Below are 24,044 nucleotides of genomic sequence, written 5' to 3'. Positions count from 1 at the left end.
GAACTCAGGCCGGCGTGGGCGGCAGCCACTGCGCCAGCAGCGCCTTCAGTTCGCCCGGGCCGTAGGGCTTGGCGAGGTGGTCGTCCATGCCGGCGTCCAGCGCCATGCGCACGTCCTCCGGCAGCGCATTGGCCGTGAGTGCCACGATGGGCCGGCGCGGCATGCGGTTGGCCTGCTCGTGGGCGCGCCAGGCCCGCGTGGCGGCGTAGCCGTCCATCACCGGCATCTGGCCATCCATCAGCACCAAGTCGACCGCGGCGCTGCGCAGGGTCTCCAACGCCTCTTCGCCGTCGCGCGCTTCGAGCACCGTGAGCCCCATGTCGCGCAGCAGCTGCGCGGCGATCATCAGGTTCACCGCGTTGTCTTCCGCCACCAGCACACGCCCGCTGAGCGACGAAGCGGCCGCCGCCACCGGCGCCACCGGCAGCGCGGCTGGCGCATGGGCCAGCGGCAGGCGCAGCGTGAAGCCGAAGCAGCTGCCCTGGCCGGGCACGCTGCGCACGTCGATGCGGCTGCCCATGCGCTCCACCAGCCGCTGCGAAATGGCCAGGCCCAGGCCGCTGCCGCCAAACGCGCGCTGGTGGCCCTGGTCCACCTGCTGGAACGGCTGGAACAGCTGCGACATGCGCTCGGCCGGAATGCCGATGCCGGTGTCCTCCACCTCGAAGCGGATCAGCGGCTGGCCGCCGCTCATGCCCGCCGGCCGCAACCGCAGCGTGACGCCGCCCGCAGGCGTGAACTTCAGCGCATTGGCCACCAGGTTCATCAGCACCTGGCGCAGCCGGTGTTCGTCCACGCTGATCCAGCCCGGCAGGCCCTGGGCCATCACCAGCTTCAGCGGCAGGCCTTTCGCATCTGCACTGGCGGCAAACAAGGTGTGCACGCCGCCGGCCAGCTGCGCCAGCTGGGCCGGGTTGTCGTGCAGGTCCAGGTGGCCGGCTTCGATCTTGGAGTAGTCCAGCACATCGTTCAGCACGTCCAGCAGGCTTTCGCTGGACTGCCGGGCCACCTCCAGCAGCTTGGCGTTTTCGGGCGCCAGCGGCGCGCCGCCCAGCAGGCTCAGCGCGCCCAGCACGCCGTTCATCGGCGTGCGGATCTCATGGCTCATGGTCGCCAGGAAGCGCGACTTCGCGGCTGCCGCTTCCTCGGCCTGGGCCATTGCTTCGCGCAGCGTCTGGTTGTGCACATTGGCCTGGAAGCCCCGGCGGATGGCCAGTACCGTGGTTCGCCGCACGGCATGCAGCACTCGCCACAGCCCGGCCAGGAAAGCCAGCGCGACCAGTGCCATCGGCCATGAACGAGTGTCGGGCAGCAGCGTCTGGATCACCAGCGGCACCAGCACCGAGAGCAGCACCGCTTCGCCCCAGCGCGCGGCCATGGCCATGTAGAAGCCCGACAGCGAAGCCGAGCCGATCAGCAGCACGGTGTAGACCGCGCGCCCCTCGGAATCAAGGAACTGATAGACGCCCGGCGTGGCAATGATCCACGCCGCGCAGCAGAGCCCGTGGTACCAGGCCATGCGGCGCTCGAAACGGCGCAGCTCGACCGGCTCCTGCAGCTCCGCCTGGCGGCTCGCGCGCTGCAGCAGCACCCGCCCGCTGCAGCTGACCAGTGCCAGCAGCGCCACCAGCCCGGCCAGCGCCCAGGCCTCCGGCCGGTGGCGCACCAGCCACAGCAGCATGGCCACGACCAGTCCCATCAGCGGCACGCTGTGCCAGACGAACCCCATCGTGAAACGGATGGCCTCGCGGCGCAGCGCCAGGTCGGTCGCCTCATCGCCGAGGCGGTCCAGGTCAGGCAGGAAAGAGGAGGGCGGCGAACGGGGGGCTTCCGCAAACATGGCGCGCATTGTCGGGGCAGCGAGTGAGCAAAAGACCGGGTCGGGGCGAACTTGTGCACGCTTTGTCGCAGCCCCGCCGCCGAGCCCGGTCGCCGTGTTACAGCCGCAGCATGAGCGCCGCGACCCCGATGACCAGCATCGCCACGAAGTAGCCCGTCCAGCCGAACTTGCGCCGCATCACGCGCCAGCCCAGCCACAGCGAGCCGATCATGAAGAGGCCCGGGCTCTTGAGACGCACCGACAGGTAGATCAGCATCGCCACCTGGGCTGCAGCGATCTCCCAGCGCATGCGAGGCAGCAGCGGGGCGTGGGTCTCCTGCTGCAGGTCACTGGCTGCGGCTGCGGAAGGCGGCGTGGCAGTGCGCGGCAAGCGGCGAGGGGTTGCGGCCTGGGTCGCCGTGACCTTCGCGGCCTGGCGCTCGGCGCGCACCTCAGCCAGGCGGGCCTGCCGTTCGGCCTTGATCTGCCCCGCCGTCTTCAGCAGCACCGGCTCGGGCTTTGGCGCCGGCTGCCACCAAGCGCCATTGGCGCGCGGCGGGGCCTTGCCTTCAGCGGCGTGCCGGCGGAACTGGCCTGACGGCACGGCCTTCGTCATCGCCGAAGGCGCGGAGGCCGCCGAAGGCAGCGCCTTGGCCTGCGCCAGCAGCGGCGCGCCGTGCCTGGCATTCACCATCGTGACGAACTGGGCGTAGCCGAGCAGCACATTGCGGGCGGCGGGTTCGCCTTGCCAGGTGGCGGCCTCAACGCCTTGGTGCGTTGCGCGGTGCAGCGCGGCGCGCAACGCACGGCGCTGCTCGCGAGAGACGGCGGGCTGTTTGTTGACCACAACCCCTGTCACCTCCTGGCGGCGGCCAGCATGCATCACATGCTGCTTGTCAGGGTGCGGCGTGAAGCCTTCGGCCTTCAGGATGTGGTGCACCTGGCGCAGCAGGCGCCCGGTCAGGCTGGCGGCCTCGCCCGAGGCCGAGAAGCTCAGGTCGTCGGCATAGCGGGTGTAGGTGAAGCCGAGCTTGGTGGCAATGCCCTGCAGCCGCTTGTCCAGCCTGCGGCACAGGATGTTGGTCAGCATCGGGCTGGTGGGTGCGCCTTGCGGCAGCACACGTTCGCGCGCGGTGCGGCCCACGAAGAAGCGCTCGCCGTCGACCTGCAGTTCGTCGCACACGTTTTCGCTGCACAGCAGGGCCAGCAGCGTGGCCGTGGCCTCGCTGTAGCCCAGCGCGCGGAACACGCCCTTGATGCGCGGGTAGGCGACGCTGGGGAAAAAATCCTTCAGGTCCAGGTTGATGACCACCGCTTGGCCCGCATGCGGCGCGGCATTGCTGACGATGGACCTGCCCGGCAGGAAACCGTGCGCAGCCGCATGCACAGTCACCTTGGCCAGCACGTTGTCCAGCACCCAGTACTGCGCGCGCTTGAGCCGCGGCATCGGCGCGCTGATCGTGCGCACGCCGCCCGTTTTCTTCGGCAGCGAGAAGCGGCGGTAGTGCTGCGTGCGCGCCACCTCGCGGTGGAAGGCCAGGAAACGCAGCTCGGCCACCGGCACGCCCATCGCATCGGCCAGTGCCTGTGGCGTGTCCAGCAATGGCAGGCCCTGGCGCTGCAGCTTCTCGTGCGAGCCTGCGTTGTCCGGGCGCGGCTGCAAGCCGGCCGACACGCCCTGGCCCAGGTAGCCGATCTCATGCCGACTGCGCTCGCGCCACTGCAGCGCGCGTTCGTAGCGTTCACGTTCGAGCTTCTGCGCGGTGGCCTCGCGGCGTTCCTTGGCCTCGGCCATGCGTTGCTGGCGCATGGCCTTCAGCGCGGCCTGCGGGTCGCCCTTCTCGCGCAGTTCGGCCTGCAGCTTGTTCAGCACCTGCACCAGCTCGGCTTCGCGCTGGATCAGCGCGGCTTCGACGGTCGGGGCGGCGGCATCTTTCGGCCAGAAGCCCGAGCGCTGCATTTCCTTCAGCACCACGGCGTCCTTGCTGGACGCGGCAATGCGCGCGATCAGCTCGGCGCGGGTCGGTTGACGCTCGCCGCTCATGCTGCCATCGCTCCAGGAACGGGAAGGGTGGGTGCAGCGCGTTTCTCATCGAAGAGCCCGAGGGGCTCCGAGGACGGGGGCTGTCCACTCGACGCCGCGCCGCGCCCTGTGCGCCAATTGGCTTGAGACAAGCCCAACCGCAATTGCGCACAGGGCGCGAGCGCGGCACAGTGAAGACGGCACCCGTGACGCATGAACAGGCGGTTGGCAAGGGCGACGAAACATCGCCCGGATTGCAAGAGCCAACGCGCTGCACCCGCAAGAAGTCTATCAGTGCTCATGCCGCTTCTCCAGCCGTCACGGCGCGCTGTGTTCTGGTTTCATTCAACTTCGGTTGTGCCACCTGACGCAGCGCCAGCATGTGCGCACACGGCCCGCGGCGCAGCTTGTTCTGCTGGAAGAAGTTGCAGCCGCATTGCGCGTCGCGCAGCTGTTCGTCGGCATTCAGCAGCAGCGATGGCGAGAACTCGCGTTTGCCGTCCTTCACCGTGCCCGTGATGCGCAGCTGCCCGTCGCCACTGGCGCCGATGTCCTTCAGCGTGACACCGCCACGCGCCTGCACCAGCTTCAGCGCCGCGTCTTCCTCGGGGCTGGCAAAGCGCAGCGTTTCCAGCGGCAAAGGTTCGCGCGACAGTTCGCGCCAGGCGTAGCGCTGGCCCGGCAGGTCGTACACCGCGCGGCCGGCCTGCACCCACAGCGCAAGCGCGGCGCTCACGTCCGCTTCGGGCAGCGCAGTGCGGGCGGCGAGTTCGGCTGGCGTGGCCACCCAGTCGCGCTGCAGCGCCGCGGCCACGGCCTGCTTGGTGGCCGCGCTCACGGTGTGGCGCGGTGCCAGCAGGTTGAAGCGGCCGGCGGCGGACCAGTCGTTGGCCGTCCAGCCCGAAAGCCCCAGCGTGACGCTGATCTCGCCCATCTCGATGACCCAGAAGCTCGGCATGCCGGTGCCCAGCAGGTGCACCCGCACGCGGGTGGCGAGCGCGATCAGCCGCTCCAGCGTGAGCAGCCGGCGCCGGCCCCACAGGCGGATGCTGCGTGGCTCGCTGAGCGGCGTGCCGACGATGGCGCTGCGCCGCGCCGTGAGTTCGATGCCCCAGGGCTCGAACACCAGGCGGGCCGGCTGGCCCGGCGACAGCTCGAAGCGCAGCGAGCGGGGGCCGGCGCGTTCCTTGTGCTGGCGCAAGGTGGCGCACAGGTTGTGCAGGTCCATCGGGTGCAGCTCCAGCACGGTGGCCGGCAGCGTCATCGCGCTGGAGACCTGCAGGAAGCCGCGCACCCAGCTGTCGGGCAGGTCGATCTTTTCTTCGCGGAAGGCCGGGTCGCTGCCGGTGGCCACGCTGAAGCCGGCCGGGTCCACCTGGAAGCTCGTGGCCTTGTAGTCGCGAATCTTCTGGAACTCGTCGAACAGGCCGATGGAGTAGTCGATGTTGGTCGTGCCGCAGGCCATCTCGGCAGTGCGACTGAACACGTTGTGGCTGACGCTCACCGCGCAGTAGCTGGACTCGTCCTGGCTGAAGGCCTCGAACAGCAGGCGCTCGGGGTGTACGGTGATCACCGGGTCCAACACGTACCAGGCGTCGCGGTTGGCCAGGTAGAGCCAGTTGAAGTATTTCTGCCTGGCTATGTAGAAGGGGCGCAGCAGCGTGTCCTTCTGGTTGCGCAGGGTCTTCAGCTCGCTGGTGACGGCACTCGCCTCGGCACGTAGCGTTTGCGCTTGCTGCATGTACTGCGTGAGCAGCGTGTTCTCGTTGGCCTCCAGCCAGGTCTTGTAGGCCGAGGGGTCGCGGCCGCGGTAGCGCTGGTCGCTCACCACCACCGAATGCAGCGCCGACAGAGCTTCGCGGAACGCCAGGTGCACGCCGCCGCTGCGGCGCAGCTCGCCCTGGAAGCTGGTGGGCGGGCGCAGCGTGTCCGGCGCGAGGCTGAAGGCCTGCGTGGTGTCGCTGGCATCGACCGAGGTGCTGCCGTAGTAGCGGTACTGGAACTTCATGCGCCCTCCGTGGCGTTGGCCGCGCTGCGCACCGGTGGCGGCGCCCAGGCGATGAAGGGCAGGGCGATCTGCGGATGGTGCGCGGCAATGTCGCGCAGCCCGGCGATGTATTGCGGCTTGTCGGTCAGGCTGCAGGTCACCACCTGGCGCGCAAAGATCTCGGCCACCACTGCAGCGGCTTGCGGCGCGTCGCTCGCCTTACGCAGGAAGGCGGTGATGCGGGACTTGGCGACGCGGCTGCGGTTCACCTGGCTCAGCACGGTGAGGAAGTAGGGCGTCAATTCGCGCAGGCGCGCCGCGAGCTGGGCGTCGTCGTCCCGCGGCAGTTCCAGCAGCCATTGCGTGACAAAGAGCTGCACGCTGGCGCTCGGGTGCTGGCTCAGCCGGGTGAGGCACAGGCTGGCCTCGCCGGCGGCCATGCGGCGCACGAGGCGGCTGCGGCCCAGCGCCTGCACCCAGGGCTGCGGGTGGTCGACCCAGGCGATCAGCAGCTCGGGCGTCAGCGCTGCATCCGGCAGGCGCTCGGCGAACAACTGGTGGGCATAGGCGCGGGCGTCGTCGAACAGCGTGTCGGCCAGCGGCAGGAGCTGGGCAGACTGTTCCGGGCTGGGCACCGCCGGCAGCGTGCGGTCGATTGCGGCCATCGCCCAGGCGCGCACAGCCGCGTCCGCATGGCGGGCCAGCGTGGCCTGTTGCTTGAGGCTGAACTCGGTGCTGGGCAGAGATGCCAATGCCCAGGCGCCGTAAAGCTGCGCGCCCGCGCTTTGCGCATGCAATGCGCGCCAGGCGCCCGAGGCGTCGCGCGCAGGCGCATGGGTCTGCAGCGTGGTGGTGAGCCAGCGCAGCGCGTCCTCGTGTTGGCCGTCGCCGGTCTCGCTGGTGAACAGCGAGGCATGCAGTCGAGCGGCCAGGGCCGAGGCGAAAGCCGGGTCGTCCGCCAGCCGCAGCAAGGCCGGCGCCAAGGCTTCGCGAATGCCCGCATGCGGGCTCACGGCCAGGTCGCTCAGCAGCTCGGCCTGCGTGCGCAGCACCTCGTCAGGCAGTGCCGCGAGCAGCCGCACACCCGAGGCGCGGCGGTAAGGGTCCTCGTCCACCAGCAGCCGCGCCAGCGTGGCCGGCGCCACCAACGCGGCGCCATGGGCATGCAGCAGCAGCCACACGACGGCCAGGTGCAGCACGCCGGCGTCGGCATGGTCGAGCAGGCACAGCAGTGCTTCGGTCGGCGCTTGCGCCGCAGCCTCGGCCAGCGGGCCGCGCAGCAACTGTTCCACCAGCACCAGGCCGTCGCGCAGGCCCGGGGCATCGGCATCGGCGGCCAGCAGCGCGCCTTGCAGTTCGTTGACCAGGGCCGGCGCCGAGGCGATCAAGGCCAGGCCCTGGCCCTGGCGCCGTGTGCGTTCGTGGGCCGACAGCAGCAGTGCCACCACCAGTTCGGCATGCGCCGCAAAGCCGGCCGGGTCCGAGGCGATGTGCACGAAGGCGAACTCGCGGGCCGCGCCGTCGCTGCTCTGCACGAGCAGCAGCAGCCACGGCACCTGGTCCTGTAGCGCACTGCTGGCCAACACGCGGGCACGCACGGCTTCGAAGCCGACGCGGGCAGTCGGCGCATGCGCGCTTTGCAGCAGCTCCTTCAGCACGGCCACCGGTTGCTGCGCAACGAACCCGGCGTGGTCCTGCAGCGCCCTCGCCACCACCGCATGCACCAGCGCGCTGCGGCTTTGCAGCGCCAATGCGAGCAGCGCTTCAGGGTGGGCGTTCCACATGTCCTGCAGGCCCTCGCTGCGTTGGGGCAGCGCGGCGCTGGTGTCCAGCGGCTGGTCGGTCCACCAGCGCTTGCCGCGGGCGCTCACATGCACCCCCGGCGCTTGCGCCAGCAGCAGCTTGGGCACCAGCAGCCAGTAGGCGGCAGGGTGGTACTGCCGGTCATGCCGCTGGTACCGGCCTTCGACGCGATCCCAGCGGGCTTCCACGCGCGCCGCTGGCAACGCATCGTCCGCCAACCCAAGCAGCAGTTGCACCGCCAACTCGGGTGCGTGCGAGTGACCGATGGCCGCCAGCCGCCGCAGCGTGCGCCAGCCGCGCAGGCGCAGGTAATCGCGTGTTGCGTCGCTGTAGGCCAGGCGCGGCTGGGGCCGGCTCAGTTCTTTGGCAATGGGGGTCTTGACCCAGCGCTTTGTGGCCGGATCGGTGAAGCCGTTGCCGCTGTAGGCCGGGCGGTTGAAATAGGCGCGAGTGTTCTCGAAGCGTGCATGCAGCAGGCCCAGCACCGGCGCATCGCGGCGAATCTCGGCTGCCTTGTACAGGTAGCGCAGTGCCTGGAACGGGCCGGGCTGCAGCGGCAACTCGGCCAGCAATGCGAGCAGGCTGGCCCGCGCCGCCGGGCGCACCAGCGCCAGGTCATACCAGTCGCCCAGCAGCGGCACCCAACCCGGCCCGCGGGCCGTCACGCGGTCCTGCAGCGCAGCGACTTGCGCCACGCTGCGCTCGCTGCTTTCGACCTCGGCCTGCCACTCGGGCAGCAGGCCCTCGGCATGCGCGCGCAGGGCCTCGGGCGTTTGCAGCATCAGCCAGGCCTGGTGCGCCGTGCGCCGCGTGGCCGGGCTGCGGCCTCGGCCTGCCAGCGCCTGCATCGCCACCGCGGCACCGCCGTCGCCCAGCCGGGCGACGGCCACGGCAATGCACAGGTCCAGCAGGTCGTCGCCGCTCTCCAGCAGTTCGACCAGGCGCGGCACCAGCGCCACCAGCGCACGCTGGCCCGCACCACCGGCAGCATCGCTGCATTCGGCGACGCGCCACACGGCGCGGGACCACTGCGATGCCGGCAGCAGTTGCCAGCGCTCGGGAGCGAAGCGGGCCACCAGCGCAGCGATGCTGGGCGGCACGGCGTCACTGGCCGGCGCCTTTACGGCAGCGGCGTTCGATGGCGCAGGCGGTTCGGCAGTGGCGAGGCCGGGCAGGCCCTCGTGCTGTTGCAGCCGTTCGGCTGCGGCGAGCCGGCGTTGAATGAAGTCAATCGCGCGACGCTGGGCCTCGTCCAGCGTGCAGGGCCTCGCGGTCAGCGAAGACTCCTGAGGGTCCAGCACCACGCCGCCCTTGAGCAAGCCCTGGCGCAGCGTCACCACGTATCGGCTTGCAGACTGCGCCGGCAGGTCCAACTCGACGACCTCGATCACGCACTGCCGCTCACGCGGTTGCGCACGGTACAGCGTGGCAAATGCAATTCTTCTCATGGCACCGGCTCCTCCCCTCGGGCCGGGCGATGTTACCGGCCTCCGAGGCCTTCGTTGGTGAGCCCCGCTGAGCCTTGCGGAATCCCGGCCCGGACGACCATGCGAACCGGGTTTTTCGCCGTCACGGGCTTGTCATGCTCGCACCCGATCATGACCGGTTGACCTACGCCCACACCATGCGCGACAACCGACGCCTCAGTTCCATCGTTGGCAGCCTGCTGCTGGTCTGCGGCCTTTCCGCCGCCCAAGCCGCGGACACCGCCGCCCAAACCCTCCGCTTCGCCGACTTCTTCCAGACCCCCGTCGGCGCCGCTGGCCTGCAGCCCACCGATCGCCTGCTCGCGGCGCAGGACCAGCAGGTGCGCCTGGTCGGCTGGATGGTCGCGCAGGAAGACGCAGTGCCGGGTGCCTTCCTGCTGACGGCACGGCCGGTGCAGATGAGCGAGCACGCGGATGGGGATGCGGACGACTTGCCGCCGGCCACGGTGCTGGTGCGGCTGCTGGACGCGTCGCGGGTGCTGCCGCATCAGCCTGGGTTGATCGATCTGCAGGGCAGGTTGCATTACGGGCGCACGGTGGCGCCGGACGGGCGTGTGGCCTGGCTGGAACTGCAGCTGGCCCAACCCTGAATTCGCGCGAGACATTCATCCAATCCAACCCATGCCCACCATGAACGCTGACCGCATTCACCGCCTCCAGTTGATCGCCTTGCTGGCACTGGCGCCGCTCGGCGCCATCGCAGCGCCCAGCGTGAGCCGGCTCACGCCGCCGAGTGAGCTGTTCAGCTCGGGCCGGCCGGAGCCGGTCATTGCGCGCTTCCTGCCGGGCCAGCGCTTCGACCTGCAAGCCACCTTGCGGCCGGACGCCGGCCGCAGCCTGAGTGGTGCGCGCTTCCTGCTGGATGGCAAGCCAGCGGCGGGGAACGTGACCTTGCGTGACTGCGCCAGCGGTTGCACGACCGGCGTGCCGGCGAATGCGGTGATTGCCTCGCTGCGCGCCTTCAGCGTGGCGGCCACCGGGCGGCATGAGTTCAGCATCGAGGCCGAGCAGGACGATGGGCAGAAGCTCAGCGCGCGGGGCAATTTCGATGTGATCCCGTTCAGCACGCCGCAGGGCAAGCCCGTGAAGAACGTGATCATCCTGCTGGGTGACGGCATGGGCGCGGCGCAGCGCACGGCGGCGCGCATCGTGAAGAACGGCTATGCGCAGGGCAAGGCCATCGCGCCGCTGGCGATGGACACCTTCCCGGCGACCGCGCTGGTCAAGACCTCGTCGCTGAACTCGGTGGTGACCGACTCCTCGCCGGGCATGACCTCCTACGTGCTGGGCAACAAGAACAACAACAATGAAGAGGGCGTGTTCCCGGACGACACGACGGACGCCTTCGACAACCCGCGCATCGAGTACCTCTCGGAGTACCTGCACCGCACGCAGGGCAAGGCGCTGGGCATCGTCACCACGGCCGATGTGTTCGACGCCACGCCGGCCGGCAACGCGGTGCACACCAGCAACCGCGGCGCGGGCACCGGCATCGTCGACCAGTTCTTCGACGACCGCGGCGCCACGGGGCTGACCGTGCTGATGGGCGGCGGCCGCAAGTGGTTCCTGCCGTCTGCCACGCCCGGCTCGGCCCGCGGCGACAAGACCGACTACGTGTTCGACGCCGCCGACCCGCACCGCGCCGAGATCGCCAAGCGCTGGGGCATCTCGCCCGGCGCGCTGGACAAGGACCGCGACCTGATCAAGGACTTCCAGGGTGCCGGCTTCCAGTACGCATCCAGCAAGACCGAGCTGGACGCGGCCAAGGGCGGCAAGCTGCTGGGCCTGTTCTCGCTGTCCAACATGAACGTGGCGCTGGACAAGATAGACGGCCGACGCGGCAAAAAGCAGGGCCTGACCGGTAGCGTGGTGGACGACTACGGCTTCCCCGACCAGCCCATGCTCGACGAAATGGCCGAGAAGGCGCTGGCCACGCTGGCCCGCCAGACGCAAGGCTTCGTGCTGATGATCGAAGGCGCGTCCATTGACAAGCAGGCGCACAACATGGACACCGAGCGTTGGATGCTGGACACCATCGAGTTCGACCGCACGGTGCAGGTGGCGCAGGACTTCGCCCGCGACCGCGGCGACACGCTGGTCATCGTCACCGCCGACCATGAATGCTCCGGCGCTGCGCTGATCGGCGCCAGCCGCGTCACCGACGCGGTGCTGCAGCAGCTCGGCAAGGCCGGCGGCTCGGCCAACCTGCGCGACAAGGTGGTGGGCGTCTACGAGCAAGCCGGTTTCCCGAAGTACCGCATCGCCGCCGACGGCTATCCCGAAACCACCGACATCGACTTCCGCCTGCTGGTCGCCTACGGCGCCAATGCCGACCGCTACGAAGACTGGCGCAGCAACCCGCAGCCGGTCAAGGACAGCCAGCAGCCCCTGGTGAAGGCCGAGCCGCTGAAGTGGTACCCGGAAAACCCGGCCGAACGCGACGGCCTGGGCAACTTCCTGATCCCCGGCCAGGTCCCCGGCGAATCGGCAGTGCACACCGCCACCGACGTCCCGCTCTCCGCCTTCGGCCCCGGCGCCTTCAGCTTCGTCGGCGTGATCGACAACACCGACGTGTTCTTCAAGCTGGCCCAGGCCGCGGTGAAGGGCCCGGTGGCGCCGGCGGACATGACGGTGAAGGCGAAGGGCAAGCGCTGAGCGCTGGTGCGGCTTCCCTGTTCGGGCTGAACTGCTCGAAGCCAGTTCTTTCTTTCGCGCTCCGGCCGAATCGGCGAGCTCGCTCGACGATCTCCATCTCGAACGGCTCGGAAATATCGGCATTCCAAAGGGTTCTGTGCTGAGCCGCCTTGATGTGGCGGTGCAACGCACAGCTGAGGGCCTGTCCGACCGTCTGGCGTTTTCAGTTTCGTCGGTGAGGGCGCTGCGCGATGTACTCTCGACGATGGCCCAGGCCGCTGTGAGCTGGCCGGATGCGCAGGTGACATGCTGGTGCAAAGGGCAAGCGCCGAATCGGGGAGATTTCCATGCGCACCGTCGTCGAAGAACTCGTTGAAATGGGCCGGCTGCCTGATGAGCAAACTGCAACCGTTGAAGCGCTGAAACGGATTCAGGCGCTCGTCGAGCAGATCCCACCGCCGCTGGCCAACGAGGAGGCCCGTGCATTGGTGGCACTCCTCGGTGACGACAGCTGCTTCGGACTGGCGTGGTCGCTGCTGCACCTCATCGAAACCGCGCCTGGTTGGCCCTTGGCAGACGCCCTTGTTGGTCGGGACTCGGAATTCGCGCGCATGCTCAAAGACCGCGCAGCCCGCTCCGATCTCAGCTGATTTCGATAGGGCACCGAGGTTCCCCTGTCCGCCTTCGGGCCCCGGCGCCTTCAGCTTCTTCGGTGTGATCGACAACACGGATGTGTTCTTCAAGCTGGCTCAGGCGGCGGTGAAAGGGCCGGTGGCGCCGGCGGACATGACGGTGAAGGCGAAGGGCAAGCGCCGAGGCTTGCGCTCAGCGAGCCGCGAGCAGGTGCGGCGTCAGGTTGCCGCTCAGCACGTGCCCTGCATTGCTGACGATGAACTCGAAGGTTTCGTCCTGTGCCACGACCTGCGTGTGTGGCGCGACTTCGCGTGCCGGCTCGCCGGTGCGGTAGTGGCTCTCCACCTGCAGCCGGCCATCGGCTAACTGCGTGGTTCGCAGATCGATCTCCCAGGTCGCGCCGGGTTCGCCGTTCTTCGGCGAGATCTTCACGGTGGCGAGCTGGCCCAGCTTGGTCAGCACCTGCGGGGAGCCGCCGGGCAGGCCGTCGTTGGCGAGGTTCAGCGTGAGCATCACGGAAGCGGTGGCCTGGGCGGCAGCTTCGGGAGGCTGGACATGCGTGGCGTAGACAGCGCCGGCCCCGAGCACGGCCAAGGCGGAGGCCAGCCATCGGCCGGTGGTGCGGCGGGAAGCGTGGGTGGTGTGCAGTTCGAGCATGCGGACTCTTTCGAGCAAAGGGTGGTTGGATTGCCAGGCGCTGCTGGCGATAGGAACTTCGGAAACCGCGGTGTGTGACTTCAGCAGTGCGTTGGCATAGGCCGCCAGCGCTTGCGGCTGTTGGCGCAGCACTGCGGCGTCGCAGGCCAGCTCCTGGTGCTGCCGCAGCCGTCGGGCAGCGCGCCAGGCCAGCGGATTGAACCAGTGCAGCGTGCAGAGCAGCAGCGCCAGCAGGCGCCAGCCGTTGTCGTGCCGGCGGTGATGCACGACTTCGTGTGCCAGCACCAGCGTTTGCTCCGCAGCGCTGAAGCGCTGCTCGAAGTCCTGGGGCAATACCAGCAGGCTGCGCCACACGCCGGCCTCTGCGGGGCTGCTGCCAGCGGGCGAGCGCCATGTGCCGTCATGGTCCCGCCTCAGGGAGTGCAGGTACTGCTGCTGGGCACGCCAGGCCAAGGCCAGGGAGCTCATGGCCCCTAGGGCCCACAGAACGGCCACGGCGGCTGCCACGGCCGGCCAGGAGGAGGGTGGCGGGGCAGGGTGTGGCCCCGCAACCTGCGTTGCCACGACGATGGGCGACTGCAGCCACCGCACCAGCGGCAACTCCGGCGCCCACCGCGCCACCGGCAACCAGGTGGCAAGCAAACCGAGTGGCACCAGCCACCACCCTGCCAGCACCGGCCCGGCACCGAAGCGGCGCAGCAGCACACGCTGCATCAGGCCTGTCAAGATCACCAGCGCGCTCAGCCAAAGGCTTTGCCTCGCAAGCGCGTCCATGAAATGTGCCGCGCTCATGGCTTGGGCGCTTTCTCGTATGCGCGCACCAGCGCCTTCAATGCGTCCACGTCGGCCTGCGACAGCCCGCGTTCTGCGCCAAAGTGCGCCACCAGCGGCGCGAGCCTGCCGTTGAACAGCCGGTCCACCATGCCCAGGCTTTGGTGGCTGAGCCAAGCCTCGCGGGGCAGCACGGCGCTGTAGAGGTAGCGCCTGCCGTCCTTCGCGGCCGCCACGGCGCCTTTCTTCAGCAGCCGGTTCAGCAGCGTCTTGATGGTCGCGATCTGCCATTCGCGCTGGCCTTGCAGCGCGGCGGCAATCTCGTCGGTGCTGCGCGGGCTGGATTGCCACAGCACTTCCATGACCTGGGCTTCGGCGTCGCTGACGGGTGAGGCGGGTGGTGTCATGGTGTTTCGATTACGGATGTAAACATAGGCCAATGATTACGTATGTAATCGATCTAGTCAAGTCCCGCAGAAGCGAAGCACGAGGGTTGTCTGACGACTTACTCGAATCCCGCATGGCCTATGCCGGAAAGCTTTGTTCGCCGATACGCGCTGCGCTTCTAGAGTGACCGCTTCGACGACACAAAACTCATGGCCCCCATGTCTGCTGTACTGACTGCAATCGAGCGTGAGCCCGCGGCCGCACCGCAAGAGATCCAGATCCGCAGCCTGTCCGACAGCCCCAGCGGCGTCGGCGCCGAGGTCATCGGGCTGGACCTGAACCTGCCGCTGGGCGAGGCGGATTTCCGGCGCATCCACCAGGCGCACCTGGACCACCATGTGCTGGTGTTCCGCGACCAGCGCATCACGCCGCAGCAGCATGTGGACTTCAGCCGGCGCTTTGGGCCGCTGCAGATCCATGTGCTGAAGAACTTCCAGCTGGCGGGGCATCCGGAGATCCTGGTCGTCTCGAACATCAAGGACGAGCAGGGCCAACCGATTGGCCTGGGGGACGCGGGCCAGTATTGGCATTCGGACCTGTCGTACAAGGAAACGCCCAGCCTGGGCTCGCTGCTGCACGCGCAGGAACTGCCCAGCGAAGGTGGCGACACCTTGTTCGCCAACCAGCATGCGGCCTACGACGCACTGCCCGAAGACCTGAAGGCGCGCATTGCCGGCCTGAAGGCCGAGCACAGCTACCTGGCCAAGTACGAGGAGCTGCGTGCCAAGAGCCCGTGGCGGCCCAAGCTGACCGCCGCGCAGCTGGCCGAGGTGCCGCCCGCGGTGCAGCCCGTGGTGCGCACGCATCCGGAAACCGGGCGCAAGGGGCTGTTCGTCTCGGAGCATTTCACGACCCGCATCGTCGGCCTGCCGGATGAGGAAAGCGCCGCGCTGCTGGCCGAGCTGTTCGCCTTCAGCGTGTTGCCGCAGTTCGTCTATCGCCACGTCTGGCAGCCGCACGACATGGTGTTCTGGGACAACCGCTCGGTGATGCATCTGGCGGCAGGCACGCCGGAACATCTGCGCCGCCGCCTGAATCGCACGACCGTCGAAGGCGACGCGCCGTTTTGAAGGTTTTGACCATGCAGTTGCCCTTGACCCAACCCGGCGCCGACGCGCCGCCCCAGGCCCTGTTCGCCACGCCGCTGTTGCAGCTGGCGCAGGTCAGCATCGATTACCCGCAAGGCGAGCACTGGGTGCGCGCCACGCACCAGGTCAGCCTCAGCGTGATGCAGGGCGACCGCTTCGTGCTGCTGGGCGCCTCCGGCTGCGGCAAGTCCACGCTGCTGAAGGCGATTGGCGGCTTCGTCACGCCCAGCGAAGGCACGATCACGCTGGCCGGCCGGCGCATCACGCAGCCTGGGCCTGACCGGGCCGTGGTGTTCCAGGAATTCGACCAGTTGCCGCCGTGGAAAACGGTACGTGAGAACGTGCTGTTCCCGCTGCTGGCGGCGCGTCGCTGCGGCCGCAAGGAGGCGGCCGAACGGGCCGAGCTGTACCTCGCCAAGGTGGGCCTGGCCAAGTTTGCAGATGCCTACCCGCACCAGCTTTCCGGTGGCATGAAGCAGCGCGTGGCGATTGCCCGTGCGCTGGCCATGCAGCCCGAGCTGCTGCTGATGGACGAACCTTTCGCCGCGCTGGACGCGCTGACCCGCCGCCGCATGCAGGACGAACTGCTCGCGCTGTGGGACGAGTTCCGCTTCACGCTGGTGTTCGTCACGCATGCGATCGAAGAAGCGCTGGTGGTGGGCAACCGCATCGCCATCCTGTCGCCGCACCCGGGCCGGCTGCGCGCCGAGATTGACAGCGAACGCTTCGGCTTCAACAACGCCGGCGGCGCGGACTTCCAGGCCACCACGCAGCGCATCCACGGCCTGCTGTTCGAAACGCCGCGTGCGGCAGCAGGAGAGCCGGCATGACGGAGCGCTTGCGGGACGAGCGCTGGGCCGCTCCCAAGCCGGCCCGCCATCCCCTCGGGGGATCGGCCGACGTACCCGTCGGACGAGGGGCTGTCGATCTCACGAGGCCCGACGTGGAATACGTGCTGAACGCAGCACCGCCCGCGCTGAAGCCTCGCGCGCTGCCGGCCTGGCGCCGTGTGCTGCGGCACGATGGCGTGCGCCGCGGCATCGTGCTGGTCGTGTTGGCGGCCGTGTGGGAAGCGCTGGCGCGCTGGCAGGCCAATGACCTGCTGCTGCCGACCTTCGCGCAGACGCTGCGCGCGTTTGTCGAAGGCGTGGCTTCGGGTGAGCTGCTGGTGAAGACCGGCATTTCGCTCTCGGTGCTGCTGAAGAGCTACGTGATCGGCATTGCCGCGGCCTTTGTGCTGACCAGCCTCGCGGCAGCCACGCGGGTGGGGCGCGACCTGCTGTCCACGCTGACGGCGATGTTCAACCCGCTGCCTGCCATTGCGCTGCTGCCGGTGGCGCTGCTGTGGTTCGGCCTGGGGCAGGGCAGCCTGATGTTCGTGCTGGTGCACTCTGTCCTGTGGCCGCTCTCTCTGGCCACGCATGCAGGCTTCCAGGCCGTGCCCGAAACCCTGCGCATGGCGGGCCGCAACTATGGCCTGGGCGGGTTGCGCTACGTGCTGCAGATCCTCGTGCCTGCCGCGCTGCCGGCCATCCTCTCGGGACTGAAAATCAGCTGGGCCTTTGCCTGGCGCACCTTGATCGCGGCCGAGCTGGTGTTCGGTGCCTCGTCCGGCAAGGGCGGGCTGGGCTGGTACATCTTCCAGAACCGCAACGAGCTCTACACCGACCGCGTGTTCGCCGGCCTGGCGATGGTCGTGGTGATCGGCTTGGTGGTTGAGGCCTTGGTCTTCCGTACGCTGGAAAGGCTGACGGTCCAACGCTGGGGCATGCAGCGCACGAACCAGTGATCGCCTCCGAATCTCCTGTCCCCAACTCGCTCCGTTCCCTTTTCAAAAGTACCGCCATGAAGTACCTGAATTTCAGCTTGCCGTCCTTGGTTGCCGCCGTTGCCATGCTGGCCAGCCCGCTGGCCGCGCAGGCCGAAGGCACGATCCGCATTGCCCAGCAGTTCGGCATCGCCTACCTGCTGCTGGACGTGGTGCAGGACCAGAAGCTGATCGAGAAACACGCCAAGGCGCAGGGCCTGGGCGAGGTGGAGGTGGAGTGGAACCAGATCTCCGGCGCCACCGCGATGAACGAGGCGTTGCTCTCGGGTTCGCTGGACGTGGTTTCGGCCGGCGTCCCGCCCATGCTCACGCTGTGGGACCGCACCAAGGGCAGGCAGAACGTCAAGGCCATCTCGGCGCTGGGCTCGCTGCCGAACTACCTCATCACCAACAACCCCAAGGTCAAGACGCTGAAGGACTTCAGCGACAAGGACCGCATTGCCGTGCCGGCGGCAGGCACCGGCTTCCAGTCGCGCACGCTGCAGATCGAAACCGCCAAGCAGTTCGGCAAGGACGACTTCAAGCGCTTCGACACGATCTCGGTCAGCCTGCCGCACCCGGATGCCACCGCCGCGCTGATCGCTGGCGGCTCCGAGATCAACTCCCACTTCTCCAGCGCGCCGTTCTACTACCAGGCCATGGATGCCAACAAGGCCGTTCACAAGGTGCTGAGCAGCTACGACATCCTCGGCGGCCCGGCGACCTTCAACGTGCTCTACACCACTCAGAAGTTCCACGACGAGAACCCGAAGACCTACAAGGCCTTCTACGCCGCGTTGAAGGAAGCCGAGCAGTACGTGAAGGCCGACAAGGCCCGTGCCGCGCAGCTCTTCATCCGCGCGCAGAAGTCCAAGCTCCCGCTGGACTTCGTGCGCAAGATCATCGAAGACCCGGAAAACGACTTCACCGTCGTCCCGTTCCGCACGGCCGTCTACGCCGACGAACTCTTCAAGCTCGGCGTGCTGAAGAACAAGGCCGCTTCGTGGAAGGACTATTTCTTTGACGAGGCGTTTGCGCAGGGCAGCTGAGTTCGATCCGAGCGGCAACATCAGGGCGGGCACCGCGAACTGCAGGCTTCGACAAGCTCAGCCCGAACGGTGGGTGGCGGTGGCCCGAACGGTTGGGGTCGCCCGAAGCCTCCCCGAATCCGTTCGTCCTGAGCTTGTCGAAGGATCCTCCAATCCGTTCGTCCTGAGCTTGTCGAAGGGCCCATGCGGCGCAAGGCTGGAGTCCGCGCGAAGGTGGCTTCGACAAGCTCAGCCCGAACGGTGGGGGTAGCCCGAAACCCCACTGAACCCGTTCGTTCGTCCTGAGCTTGTCGAAGGGCCCGCGTGGCACAAGGTCGGAGGCGGCTCGAAGGCGGCTTCGACAAGCTCAGCCCGAACGGTGGGGGGGTAGCCCGAAACCCCACCGAACCCGTTCGCCCTGAGCCTGTCGAAGGGCCCATGCGGCACAAGGCTGGAGTTCGCTCGAAGGCGGCTTCGCCAGGCTCGGCCCGAACGGGGGAATGCGCTTCGACAGGCTCGAACGGTGGGAAGCAGCGAGCGCCGTGGACTGGGCGGCCTCGCTGTCAAGCCTCCGCCACTTGCAGCGCCCGCACCTTCACCGCCACCCCGGACAGCACAGCATTGCCCGAGAGCGGGTCGCGCAAGGTGTCGTCCAGCACGGCGTTCAGGTTCGCGCCGGGGCGCTGGGCGGCGAGACCAAGTTTCGTGCCCGGCTGGTCGTGGCCCCAGCCGTGGGGCAGGCTGATCACGCCAGGCATCATCTCGTCGCTCAGCACCACAGGCACCTCAATGGAATGTCCGCCGCGCGAGAGTTCGGCGCGGCCGCCGTCTGACAAGCCGAGACGCGCGGCGTCGTGCGGGTGAACCAGTGCGGTGCAGCGCATCGGGCCCTTGGCCAACGTGGGCAGGTTGTGCATCCAGCTGTTGTTCGAGCGCAGTTCGCGGCGGCCGATCAGCAGCAGTTCGTCTTGCGTCACGTGCTTGTCCGCCGGGACGAGTTCCTTCGCGGCTTCGGCCAGGTCGGCCAGGCACAGTGCGGGCGCCAGCTCCACCTTGCCGCTGGGCGTGCGCAGCAGTTCGGGCAGGCGGGGCTGAAGCGGGCCGAGGTCGATGCCGCCGTTCGCGGCTTTGACCTTGGCCAGCGTCAGGCCCTCGAGCTTGCGGCCGAACTGGTCGCCATACGGGCCGCTGCGCAGCGCCAGTTGCAGCTGCCGCTCCGGGCCGCGAAGGCCGTCGGCCGAGAGGGCAGCCATCAGCGCTTCGGCCTGCGGGCCGGCGGTGCGGTTCAGGTCGTCCATCAGCAAGGCGTCGTCGGCCAACAATGGGTCGGCCGGCAGCTTGCCTTCGGGTGCGACCATCGCGGCCAGACGCAGCAGCGTCTGCCATTCCGGCGAGTGGCCGGCCGGTGGCGCGAAGACCGGCGCGCTGTGGCGGGCGTGGTTGCGGAAGGAGAGCTGCGGGAAGGCCACGTCGTAGTGCGCTTCTTCCAGCGGCGACAGGCCGGGCAGGATCACGTGCGCGTGTTGCGTGGTCTCGTTGAGGTAGATGTCCAGGCTGATCATGCAGTCCAGCTTCTGCAGCGCCTGGGCCAGCCGCGGGCCGCCGGGGCTGGAGAGCACCGGGTTGCTGGCCACGCTGATCAGCGCGCGCACCTGGCCATCGCCAGGGGTTTCGATCTCCTCGGCCAGCAGCGTCATCGGCAGCTCGCCAAAGACCTCGGGCGCGCCGCTGACGCGGCTGGCGTGCCGGCCGCGCGTCACGCCGCGGCCCTGGCCGGGCTTGCCTTGCGTGTTGGCCGCGAACGCGGCGGCCTGCGGGAACATCGCGCCGCCTTCGCTGTCCAGATGGCCGGTGACGGCGTTCAGCGTGTCGATCAGCCAGCTGGCCACGGTGCCGAAGCGCTGGGTGCAGGTGCCGATGCGGCCGTAGATGCAGGCACGCGGGGTGTTGGCGAACTCTCGCGCCAGCTGGCGGATGGTCTCGGCCGGCACGCCGCAGCGCGGGGCCGCCGCCTCGGGTGAAAACGCCGCCACGGCGCCGCGAACTTCCTCCAGCCCGTTGAGCATGGGCGCCAGCCGCCCGGGCTTTTCCAGGCCTTCGGCAAGCACCGTGTGCAGCATGCCGGCCAGCAGGAAGGCATCGCCGCCGGGGCGGATGAAGTGGTGCGCGTCGGCCACCGCGGCGGTTTCGCTGCGGCGCGGGTCGATCACCACCAGCTTGCCGCCGCGCGCCCGCAGCGCCTTGGCCTTGCCGCGGAAGTCGGGCACGGTCCACATGCTGCCGTTGCTGGCCATGGGGTTGGCGCCCAGCACCAGCAGGTAGTCGCAGCGTTCGATGTCGGGCACCGCCACGCTGAGCCAGTGGCCGAACATCAGGCCGGACTGCAGTTGCTTGGGCATCTGGTCCAGCGTGGAGGCCGAGAAGATGTTGCGGCTGCCCAGTACGCGGGCGAACTTGGCGAAGTACAGCAGCAGGCCGATCTTGTGGGCCGAAGGGTTGCCGACCGACAGCGCCACCGCGTCCCGCCCGTGCCGCGCGATCACCGGTTTCAGCAGCCGCTCGGCCTCGGCAAAGGCCTCGTCCCAGCTGACCGGCACGTGTTGGCCGTTGCGCTTGATCATCGGCTGGCGCAGCCGGTCCGGGTCCTCGTGCAGGTCTTTCAGCGCGTAGCCCTTGGGGCAGATGAAGCCGGCGCTGAAGACGTCATGCTCGGCCCCGCGGATGCGGATGACCTTGCCATCCTGCACCTGCACGTCCAGCCCGCAGCAGGCCTCGCACAGCGGGCAGATGCGGTAGTGGGTCGTGGTGCCGTCAACGGCGGGAACGGTTGTGTGGCTCATGTCTCGTCTCCTGGCAAGCGTTATCGCCTGCACCAGCCCGGTTGTCCGTCACCCACGCGACCTTGTCACCTCGTGGTTGTCCCGGGGGTGGACGGGGTTTTCGGCGGCGATCTGCGCCTGCAGGGCCTGCGTGGTCTGCGCGTCTGTCGGGAAAAAGGCCTCGATTGCCAGCTCGGACAACGTGACGTCCACCGGCGTGCCGAAAACCTTGGTGGTGCCGATGCTGGCCGCAGCCGGCTGGCTTGCCAGCGTGACGGGCCTGCCTGTCGCGCTGCTGCAGGGCGCGGGGGTGTTCTGGGGCTGGGCCAGGGCTTCCTGGCCTTGCAGGCGGTGACCACGCTGCTGCTGGCCGACCTGCTGGCCTGGGCCTTGTGGCGCAGCCGGTGATCAGCTGATCATGTAGGCCGCGGTGCCGGTGGCGACCCGGATCGCCCTCACGGTGTTGCGCTGACGTTGACGGAGACGTTGTCGAAGTTCGCGTCAATGCTCGCCCAGGTGCGCGGGCCGCCGAAGCAGTTCGGCAGGTCGGTGCGGGTCTGCAGCGACTTGATGGGCTGGCTGGGCGCGAGGCTGTCGGCCTGGGCGTAGGGCACGCTCAGGGCGGGTTGCGAGTCGCGCGTGAAGACGAAGCGCTTGTTGGCCTTGTCCCAGTCCAGCCGCAGCTTCACGGCCTGAGCCAGCGTGGCGGTGCCCAGGCCGGCCGTGCCAATGGCCAAGGTCTGCTCGCAGTCCGCGCTGGTGCACAGGCTGACCATGCCGAGCACGCGCAGCACACCGGCGGCATCGGTGGAGGCGGTGTCGCGGTAGATGCGGGCCTGGGCCACCACGTCGTTGACCCTGCTGCCGGGCGTTTGCGGGCCTGCGTTGAAGAAGCTGCCGATCAGGCGCGCCCTTGCAGAGGCGACGCTGCCGACGTTGGCGGCGCAGGTGGACGCATCCCAGGCGGTGACGGTGACCACCGCGCTCATTTGCAGCACGCGGGCGGGCTCGTCGAAGTCGGTGCCATGGTTGGTGGGCGTGCTGCCGACGTTGCTGGTCTGGTCGCCCAAGTCGCGCTGCGAGTGGTACAGCACGCCGGACTTGACCATGCGCAGGCGCTCGCTGCCCAGCCATCGGGTGTCGTCGATGTTGGTGCCGGAGAAGCCGTCGTAGTTGACATAGGCCTCGGCGGCGCGGGCGGGCAGGGCTGCGGCGCAGCTGGCAGCCAGTGCCAGGGCGGAAAGGCCGGTCTTGAAGGCGAGGCGGTCCATGGTGCTGCTTCCGGTCACGGCTTGGCCGACTTGTTGATCTGCACGTTGTCGAACGAGGCGTCGACGAATCCTGAGGCGCGCGCGCCGCTGAGGCAGTTGGGCACCTCGGTGCGCAGGCCCACGTACTTCTGGTTGACCGCGGGGGCGATGCTGTCGTTCAGGGTGTAGCTGACGCTGGACACGGTGATATCGCGCCAGAAGTTGAAGGTCTTGGTGGCCTTGTCCCATTCGACCGCCAGCGTGGCGCTTTCGCCCACGGCCAGCGTGCCCAGCTGCTGCACGCCGCCAATGGTGGTGGTGGACGAGCAGTCGCTGTCGCGGCAGACGGAAGCCACGGCCTCGACATGCGCGAGGCCGGCCGCGTCCACCGAGTCGCTGTAGCGGATCACCCGCACCTGGGCCAGCACGTCGCCGGTGTAGTCGCCGCTGGTCGGGTTGCCGGTGTTGAAGAAGCTGCCGGCGACACGGGCGCGGACCGCGCCGACGCCGGGGTTGGCGCTGCAGCCGGTGAGCTCGATCGCGTTCAGCGTCACCACGGCCTTGAACTGCGTGACCTTGGCCGGGTTGCTCAGTTGCTCGGAATACGAGTTGGCCTGCGTGCCAGCGTCCGAGGTGGCCAAGCCCCAGTCGCGCTGGGCCAGTTGCAACGCGCCGTTCTTGATGCGGCGCGTGCGCTCGTAGCTGGACCACTTGCTGGCGTCGATGGGCGACGCGCCGAAGTTGTCGTAAGTGGCCATGCTTTCCAGCGCTGCAACGTGGCCGCAGGCCAATCCAGCAGCCACGGCCAAGGCCGCGCTCTTCCATGCACGTTTCATTGGGTCCCTCCAGTTGGTTGTCTCGCTGCGGGGCGCAGTCTACCCAGCGAGGCAAGCTGCGGGGAATGCTGTGCCCGTATCAGGCTTCGGCCAGCCCCAGCAGCTGGCGCGCGATGGCCGGCGAGGCAACCTTGCGGCCGGCGCGTTCGGCGCAGGCGGCGAGTTGCTGGACCAGCGCGCCGTTGCCCGCAGCGCGGCTGCCGTCCGGCAGGTAGAAGGTGTCTTCCAGGCCGGTGCGCAGCATGCCGCCGAGCTCGGCGGTCTTCTGGTGCACCGGCCAGATCTCGGCGCGGCCGATCAGCGTGCTCTGCCACAGCGCGCCCTCGGGCAGCCAGCGCGGCAGCAGTGCGAGCAGGTCCGCGTCGCACGGCATGCCCGAAGCCACGCCCATCACGAAGTTCACGTCCACCGGGTGGCCGGCGGGGGCCATGCCGCTTTTCACGAACATGCCGACCGAGCGCACGATGCCCACGTCGAAGCATTCGAACTCCGGGTGCGTGCCGGATTCGGCCATCACGTCCAGGAACTGCTGGACCTTGGCGACCGGGTTGTCGAAGACCATGGGCGGCCAGGCCCACTGGCCGTTGTCCTTGAGCTTCAGGTAGTTCAGGCTGCCGGCATTGCAGGCGGCGATCTCGGGCTTCACGCGGCGGATGCAGGCGGCAGGGCCGCTGATGTCCGGGCCGATCACGCCGGTGGTCAGGTTGATGACGACGCCGGGGCAGGCGGCGCGGATCGCGGCGACCACGTCTTCCGCCACGTCCGGGTCCCAACTGGGCCAGTGGCCCATGCCGTCCTGCTGCTGGCGCAGGTGCACATGCATGACGGAGGCCCCGGCGTTGAAGGCGTCGCGTGCCTCGGCTGCCATTTGCGCAGGCGTCACCGGCACCGGGTGCTGCTTGGGGTCGGTCAGCACGCCGGTCAGTGCGCAGGTCAGGATCACGTTGTCGTTCAT

18 protein-coding genes are annotated in these 24,044 nt (G+C 68.8%); 8 read left to right on the top strand and 10 right to left on the bottom strand.

Annotation, left to right across the window (positions count from 1 at the left end; all coding sequences use genetic code 11):
* Positions 1 to 4: 4 nt before the first annotated feature.
* From ACAH41_RS27820 to ACAH41_RS27805, 4 genes are all read right to left on the bottom strand, one after another.
* Complete coding sequence (locus ACAH41_RS27820) at positions 5 to 1,840, bottom strand: ATP-binding protein (protein ID WP_325655186.1); 1,836 nt, start codon at positions 1,838 to 1,840, stop codon at positions 5 to 7.
* 97 nt (positions 1,841 to 1,937) lie between these two features.
* The gene (locus ACAH41_RS27815; protein ID WP_325655187.1) at positions 1,938 to 3,863 is read right to left on the bottom strand and encodes a reverse transcriptase family protein; all 1,926 of its coding nucleotides are present in this window, start codon (positions 3,861 to 3,863) and stop codon (positions 1,938 to 1,940) included.
* Between the two features lie 277 nt (positions 3,864 to 4,140).
* The gene (locus ACAH41_RS27810) at positions 4,141 to 5,850 is read right to left on the bottom strand and encodes an SWIM zinc finger family protein (protein WP_325655188.1); all 1,710 of its coding nucleotides are present in this window, start codon (positions 5,848 to 5,850) and stop codon (positions 4,141 to 4,143) included.
* A complete protein-coding gene (locus ACAH41_RS27805) occupies positions 5,847 to 9,080 on the bottom strand; it encodes a hypothetical protein (RefSeq protein ID WP_325655190.1) in 3,234 nt (1,077 codons plus the stop codon). Before ACAH41_RS27805 ends, ACAH41_RS27810 begins: the two co-directional genes overlap by 4 nt.
* A 176-nt stretch (positions 9,081 to 9,256) precedes the next feature.
* Here ACAH41_RS27805 and ACAH41_RS27800 point away from each other — a divergent pair, with 176 nt between their 5' ends.
* The 3 genes from ACAH41_RS27800 to ACAH41_RS27790 all read left to right on the top strand — a co-directional run bounded on the left by ACAH41_RS27800 (position 9,257) and on the right by ACAH41_RS27790 (position 12,403).
* A complete protein-coding gene (locus tag ACAH41_RS27800) occupies positions 9,257 to 9,709 on the top strand; it encodes a hypothetical protein (protein ID WP_325655192.1) in 453 nt (150 codons plus the stop codon).
* A 31-nt stretch (positions 9,710 to 9,740) separates the two neighbouring features.
* On the top strand, positions 9,741 to 11,774 hold the full coding sequence (locus tag ACAH41_RS27795; RefSeq protein ID WP_370538699.1) for an alkaline phosphatase: 2,034 nt from the start codon (positions 9,741 to 9,743) through the stop codon (positions 11,772 to 11,774).
* A gap of 326 nt (positions 11,775 to 12,100) precedes the next feature.
* Positions 12,101 to 12,403 carry a hypothetical protein gene (locus ACAH41_RS27790; RefSeq protein ID WP_325655196.1) on the top strand — a complete coding sequence of 101 codons (303 nt, stop codon included), beginning with the start codon at positions 12,101 to 12,103 and terminating at the stop codon, positions 12,401 to 12,403.
* A 175-nt stretch (positions 12,404 to 12,578) separates the two neighbouring features.
* Here the strand turns inward: ACAH41_RS27790 and ACAH41_RS27785 are convergent, their stop codons facing one another.
* The gene (locus tag ACAH41_RS27785) at positions 12,579 to 13,835 is read right to left on the bottom strand and encodes a M56 family metallopeptidase (RefSeq protein WP_325655197.1); all 1,257 of its coding nucleotides are present in this window, start codon (positions 13,833 to 13,835) and stop codon (positions 12,579 to 12,581) included.
* Positions 13,832 to 14,221: a BlaI/MecI/CopY family transcriptional regulator gene (locus ACAH41_RS27780; RefSeq protein WP_325655201.1), complete on the bottom strand. Its 390-nt coding sequence runs from the start codon at positions 14,219 to 14,221 to the stop codon at positions 13,832 to 13,834. The genes ACAH41_RS27785 and ACAH41_RS27780 overlap by 4 nt, the downstream gene beginning before the upstream one ends.
* A 198-nt stretch (positions 14,222 to 14,419) precedes the next feature.
* On the opposite strand from ACAH41_RS27780, the gene ACAH41_RS27775 reads away from it, so the two are divergent.
* Genes ACAH41_RS27775 through ACAH41_RS27760 form a run of 4 tightly spaced genes read left to right on the top strand, consistent with a single transcriptional unit; the run spans position 14,420 to position 18,205 of the window.
* Entirely contained in the window at positions 14,420 to 15,331 is a 912-nt protein-coding gene (locus ACAH41_RS27775; RefSeq protein WP_325655203.1) for a TauD/TfdA family dioxygenase, read from the top strand.
* An 11-nt stretch (positions 15,332 to 15,342) separates the two neighbouring features.
* Complete coding sequence (locus ACAH41_RS27770) at positions 15,343 to 16,179, top strand: ABC transporter ATP-binding protein (protein ID WP_325655205.1); 837 nt, start codon at positions 15,343 to 15,345, stop codon at positions 16,177 to 16,179.
* A complete protein-coding gene (locus tag ACAH41_RS27765) occupies positions 16,176 to 17,138 on the top strand; it encodes an ABC transporter permease (protein WP_325655207.1) in 963 nt (320 codons plus the stop codon). The genes ACAH41_RS27770 and ACAH41_RS27765 overlap by 4 nt, the downstream gene beginning before the upstream one ends.
* Positions 17,139 to 17,194: 56 nt before the next feature.
* Entirely contained in the window at positions 17,195 to 18,205 is a 1,011-nt protein-coding gene (locus ACAH41_RS27760) for an ABC transporter substrate-binding protein (RefSeq protein ID WP_325655209.1), read from the top strand.
* Positions 18,206 to 18,747: 542 nt separating this feature from the next.
* On the opposite strand, the gene ACAH41_RS27755 is transcribed toward ACAH41_RS27760, so the two are convergent.
* A complete protein-coding gene (locus ACAH41_RS27755) occupies positions 18,748 to 21,024 on the bottom strand; it encodes a molybdopterin-dependent oxidoreductase (RefSeq protein WP_325655211.1) in 2,277 nt (758 codons plus the stop codon).
* A gap of 87 nt (positions 21,025 to 21,111) precedes the next feature.
* On the opposite strand from ACAH41_RS27755, the gene ACAH41_RS27750 reads away from it, so the two are divergent.
* On the top strand, positions 21,112 to 21,411 hold the full coding sequence (locus ACAH41_RS27750) for a hypothetical protein (protein ID WP_325655213.1): 300 nt from the start codon (positions 21,112 to 21,114) through the stop codon (positions 21,409 to 21,411).
* Between the two features lie 47 nt (positions 21,412 to 21,458).
* On the opposite strand, the gene ACAH41_RS27745 is transcribed toward ACAH41_RS27750, so the two are convergent.
* The 3 genes from ACAH41_RS27745 to ACAH41_RS27735 all read right to left on the bottom strand — a co-directional run bounded on the left by ACAH41_RS27745 (position 21,459) and on the right by ACAH41_RS27735 (position 24,044).
* Positions 21,459 to 22,274, bottom strand: coding sequence for a hypothetical protein (locus tag ACAH41_RS27745; RefSeq protein WP_325655215.1), 816 nt, complete (start codon positions 22,272 to 22,274; stop codon positions 21,459 to 21,461).
* A 14-nt stretch (positions 22,275 to 22,288) separates the two neighbouring features.
* Positions 22,289 to 23,089, bottom strand: coding sequence for a hypothetical protein (locus ACAH41_RS27740; RefSeq protein WP_325655216.1), 801 nt, complete (start codon positions 23,087 to 23,089; stop codon positions 22,289 to 22,291).
* Positions 23,090 to 23,168: 79 nt separating this feature from the next.
* On the bottom strand, positions 23,169 to 24,044 hold the full coding sequence (locus tag ACAH41_RS27735; RefSeq protein WP_325655217.1) for a 3-keto-5-aminohexanoate cleavage protein: 876 nt from the start codon (positions 24,042 to 24,044) through the stop codon (positions 23,169 to 23,171).

This window comes from Ideonella sp. (assembly GCF_041287625.1).
GTDB lineage: Bacteria > Pseudomonadota > Gammaproteobacteria > Burkholderiales > Burkholderiaceae_C > Ideonella.
Note: the sequence above shows the minus strand (reverse complement) of the source record. Positions and strands in the feature narration are given on the sequence as shown.

Coding starts and splice junctions, on each gene's coding strand:
- ACAH41_RS27815 (WP_325655187.1), bottom strand. CDS start 3,863: ATGAGCGGCGAGCGTCAACCGACCCGCGCCGAGCTGATCGCGCGCATT.
- ACAH41_RS27820 (WP_325655186.1), bottom strand. CDS start 1,840: ATGTTTGCGGAAGCCCCCCGTTCGCCGCCCTCCTCTTTCCTGCCTGAC.
- ACAH41_RS27810 (WP_325655188.1), bottom strand. CDS start 5,850: ATGAAGTTCCAGTACCGCTACTACGGCAGCACCTCGGTCGATGCCAGC.
- ACAH41_RS27735 (WP_325655217.1), bottom strand. CDS start 24,044: ATGAACGACAACGTGATCCTGACCTGCGCACTGACCGGCGTGCTGACC.
- ACAH41_RS27775 (WP_325655203.1), top strand. CDS start 14,420: ATGTCTGCTGTACTGACTGCAATCGAGCGTGAGCCCGCGGCCGCACCG.
- ACAH41_RS27800 (WP_325655192.1), top strand. CDS start 9,257: ATGCGCGACAACCGACGCCTCAGTTCCATCGTTGGCAGCCTGCTGCTG.
- ACAH41_RS27745 (WP_325655215.1), bottom strand. CDS start 22,274: ATGGACCGCCTCGCCTTCAAGACCGGCCTTTCCGCCCTGGCACTGGCT.
- ACAH41_RS27740 (WP_325655216.1), bottom strand. CDS start 23,089: ATGAAACGTGCATGGAAGAGCGCGGCCTTGGCCGTGGCTGCTGGATTG.
- ACAH41_RS27795 (WP_370538699.1), top strand. CDS start 9,741: ATGCCCACCATGAACGCTGACCGCATTCACCGCCTCCAGTTGATCGCC.
- ACAH41_RS27805 (WP_325655190.1), bottom strand. CDS start 9,080: ATGAGAAGAATTGCATTTGCCACGCTGTACCGTGCGCAACCGCGTGAG.
- ACAH41_RS27785 (WP_325655197.1), bottom strand. CDS start 13,835: ATGAGCGCGGCACATTTCATGGACGCGCTTGCGAGGCAAAGCCTTTGG.
- ACAH41_RS27755 (WP_325655211.1), bottom strand. CDS start 21,024: ATGAGCCACACAACCGTTCCCGCCGTTGACGGCACCACGACCCACTAC.
- ACAH41_RS27770 (WP_325655205.1), top strand. CDS start 15,343: ATGCAGTTGCCCTTGACCCAACCCGGCGCCGACGCGCCGCCCCAGGCC.
- ACAH41_RS27790 (WP_325655196.1), top strand. CDS start 12,101: ATGCGCACCGTCGTCGAAGAACTCGTTGAAATGGGCCGGCTGCCTGAT.
- ACAH41_RS27780 (WP_325655201.1), bottom strand. CDS start 14,221: ATGACACCACCCGCCTCACCCGTCAGCGACGCCGAAGCCCAGGTCATG.
- ACAH41_RS27765 (WP_325655207.1), top strand. CDS start 16,176: ATGACGGAGCGCTTGCGGGACGAGCGCTGGGCCGCTCCCAAGCCGGCC.
- ACAH41_RS27760 (WP_325655209.1), top strand. CDS start 17,195: ATGAAGTACCTGAATTTCAGCTTGCCGTCCTTGGTTGCCGCCGTTGCC.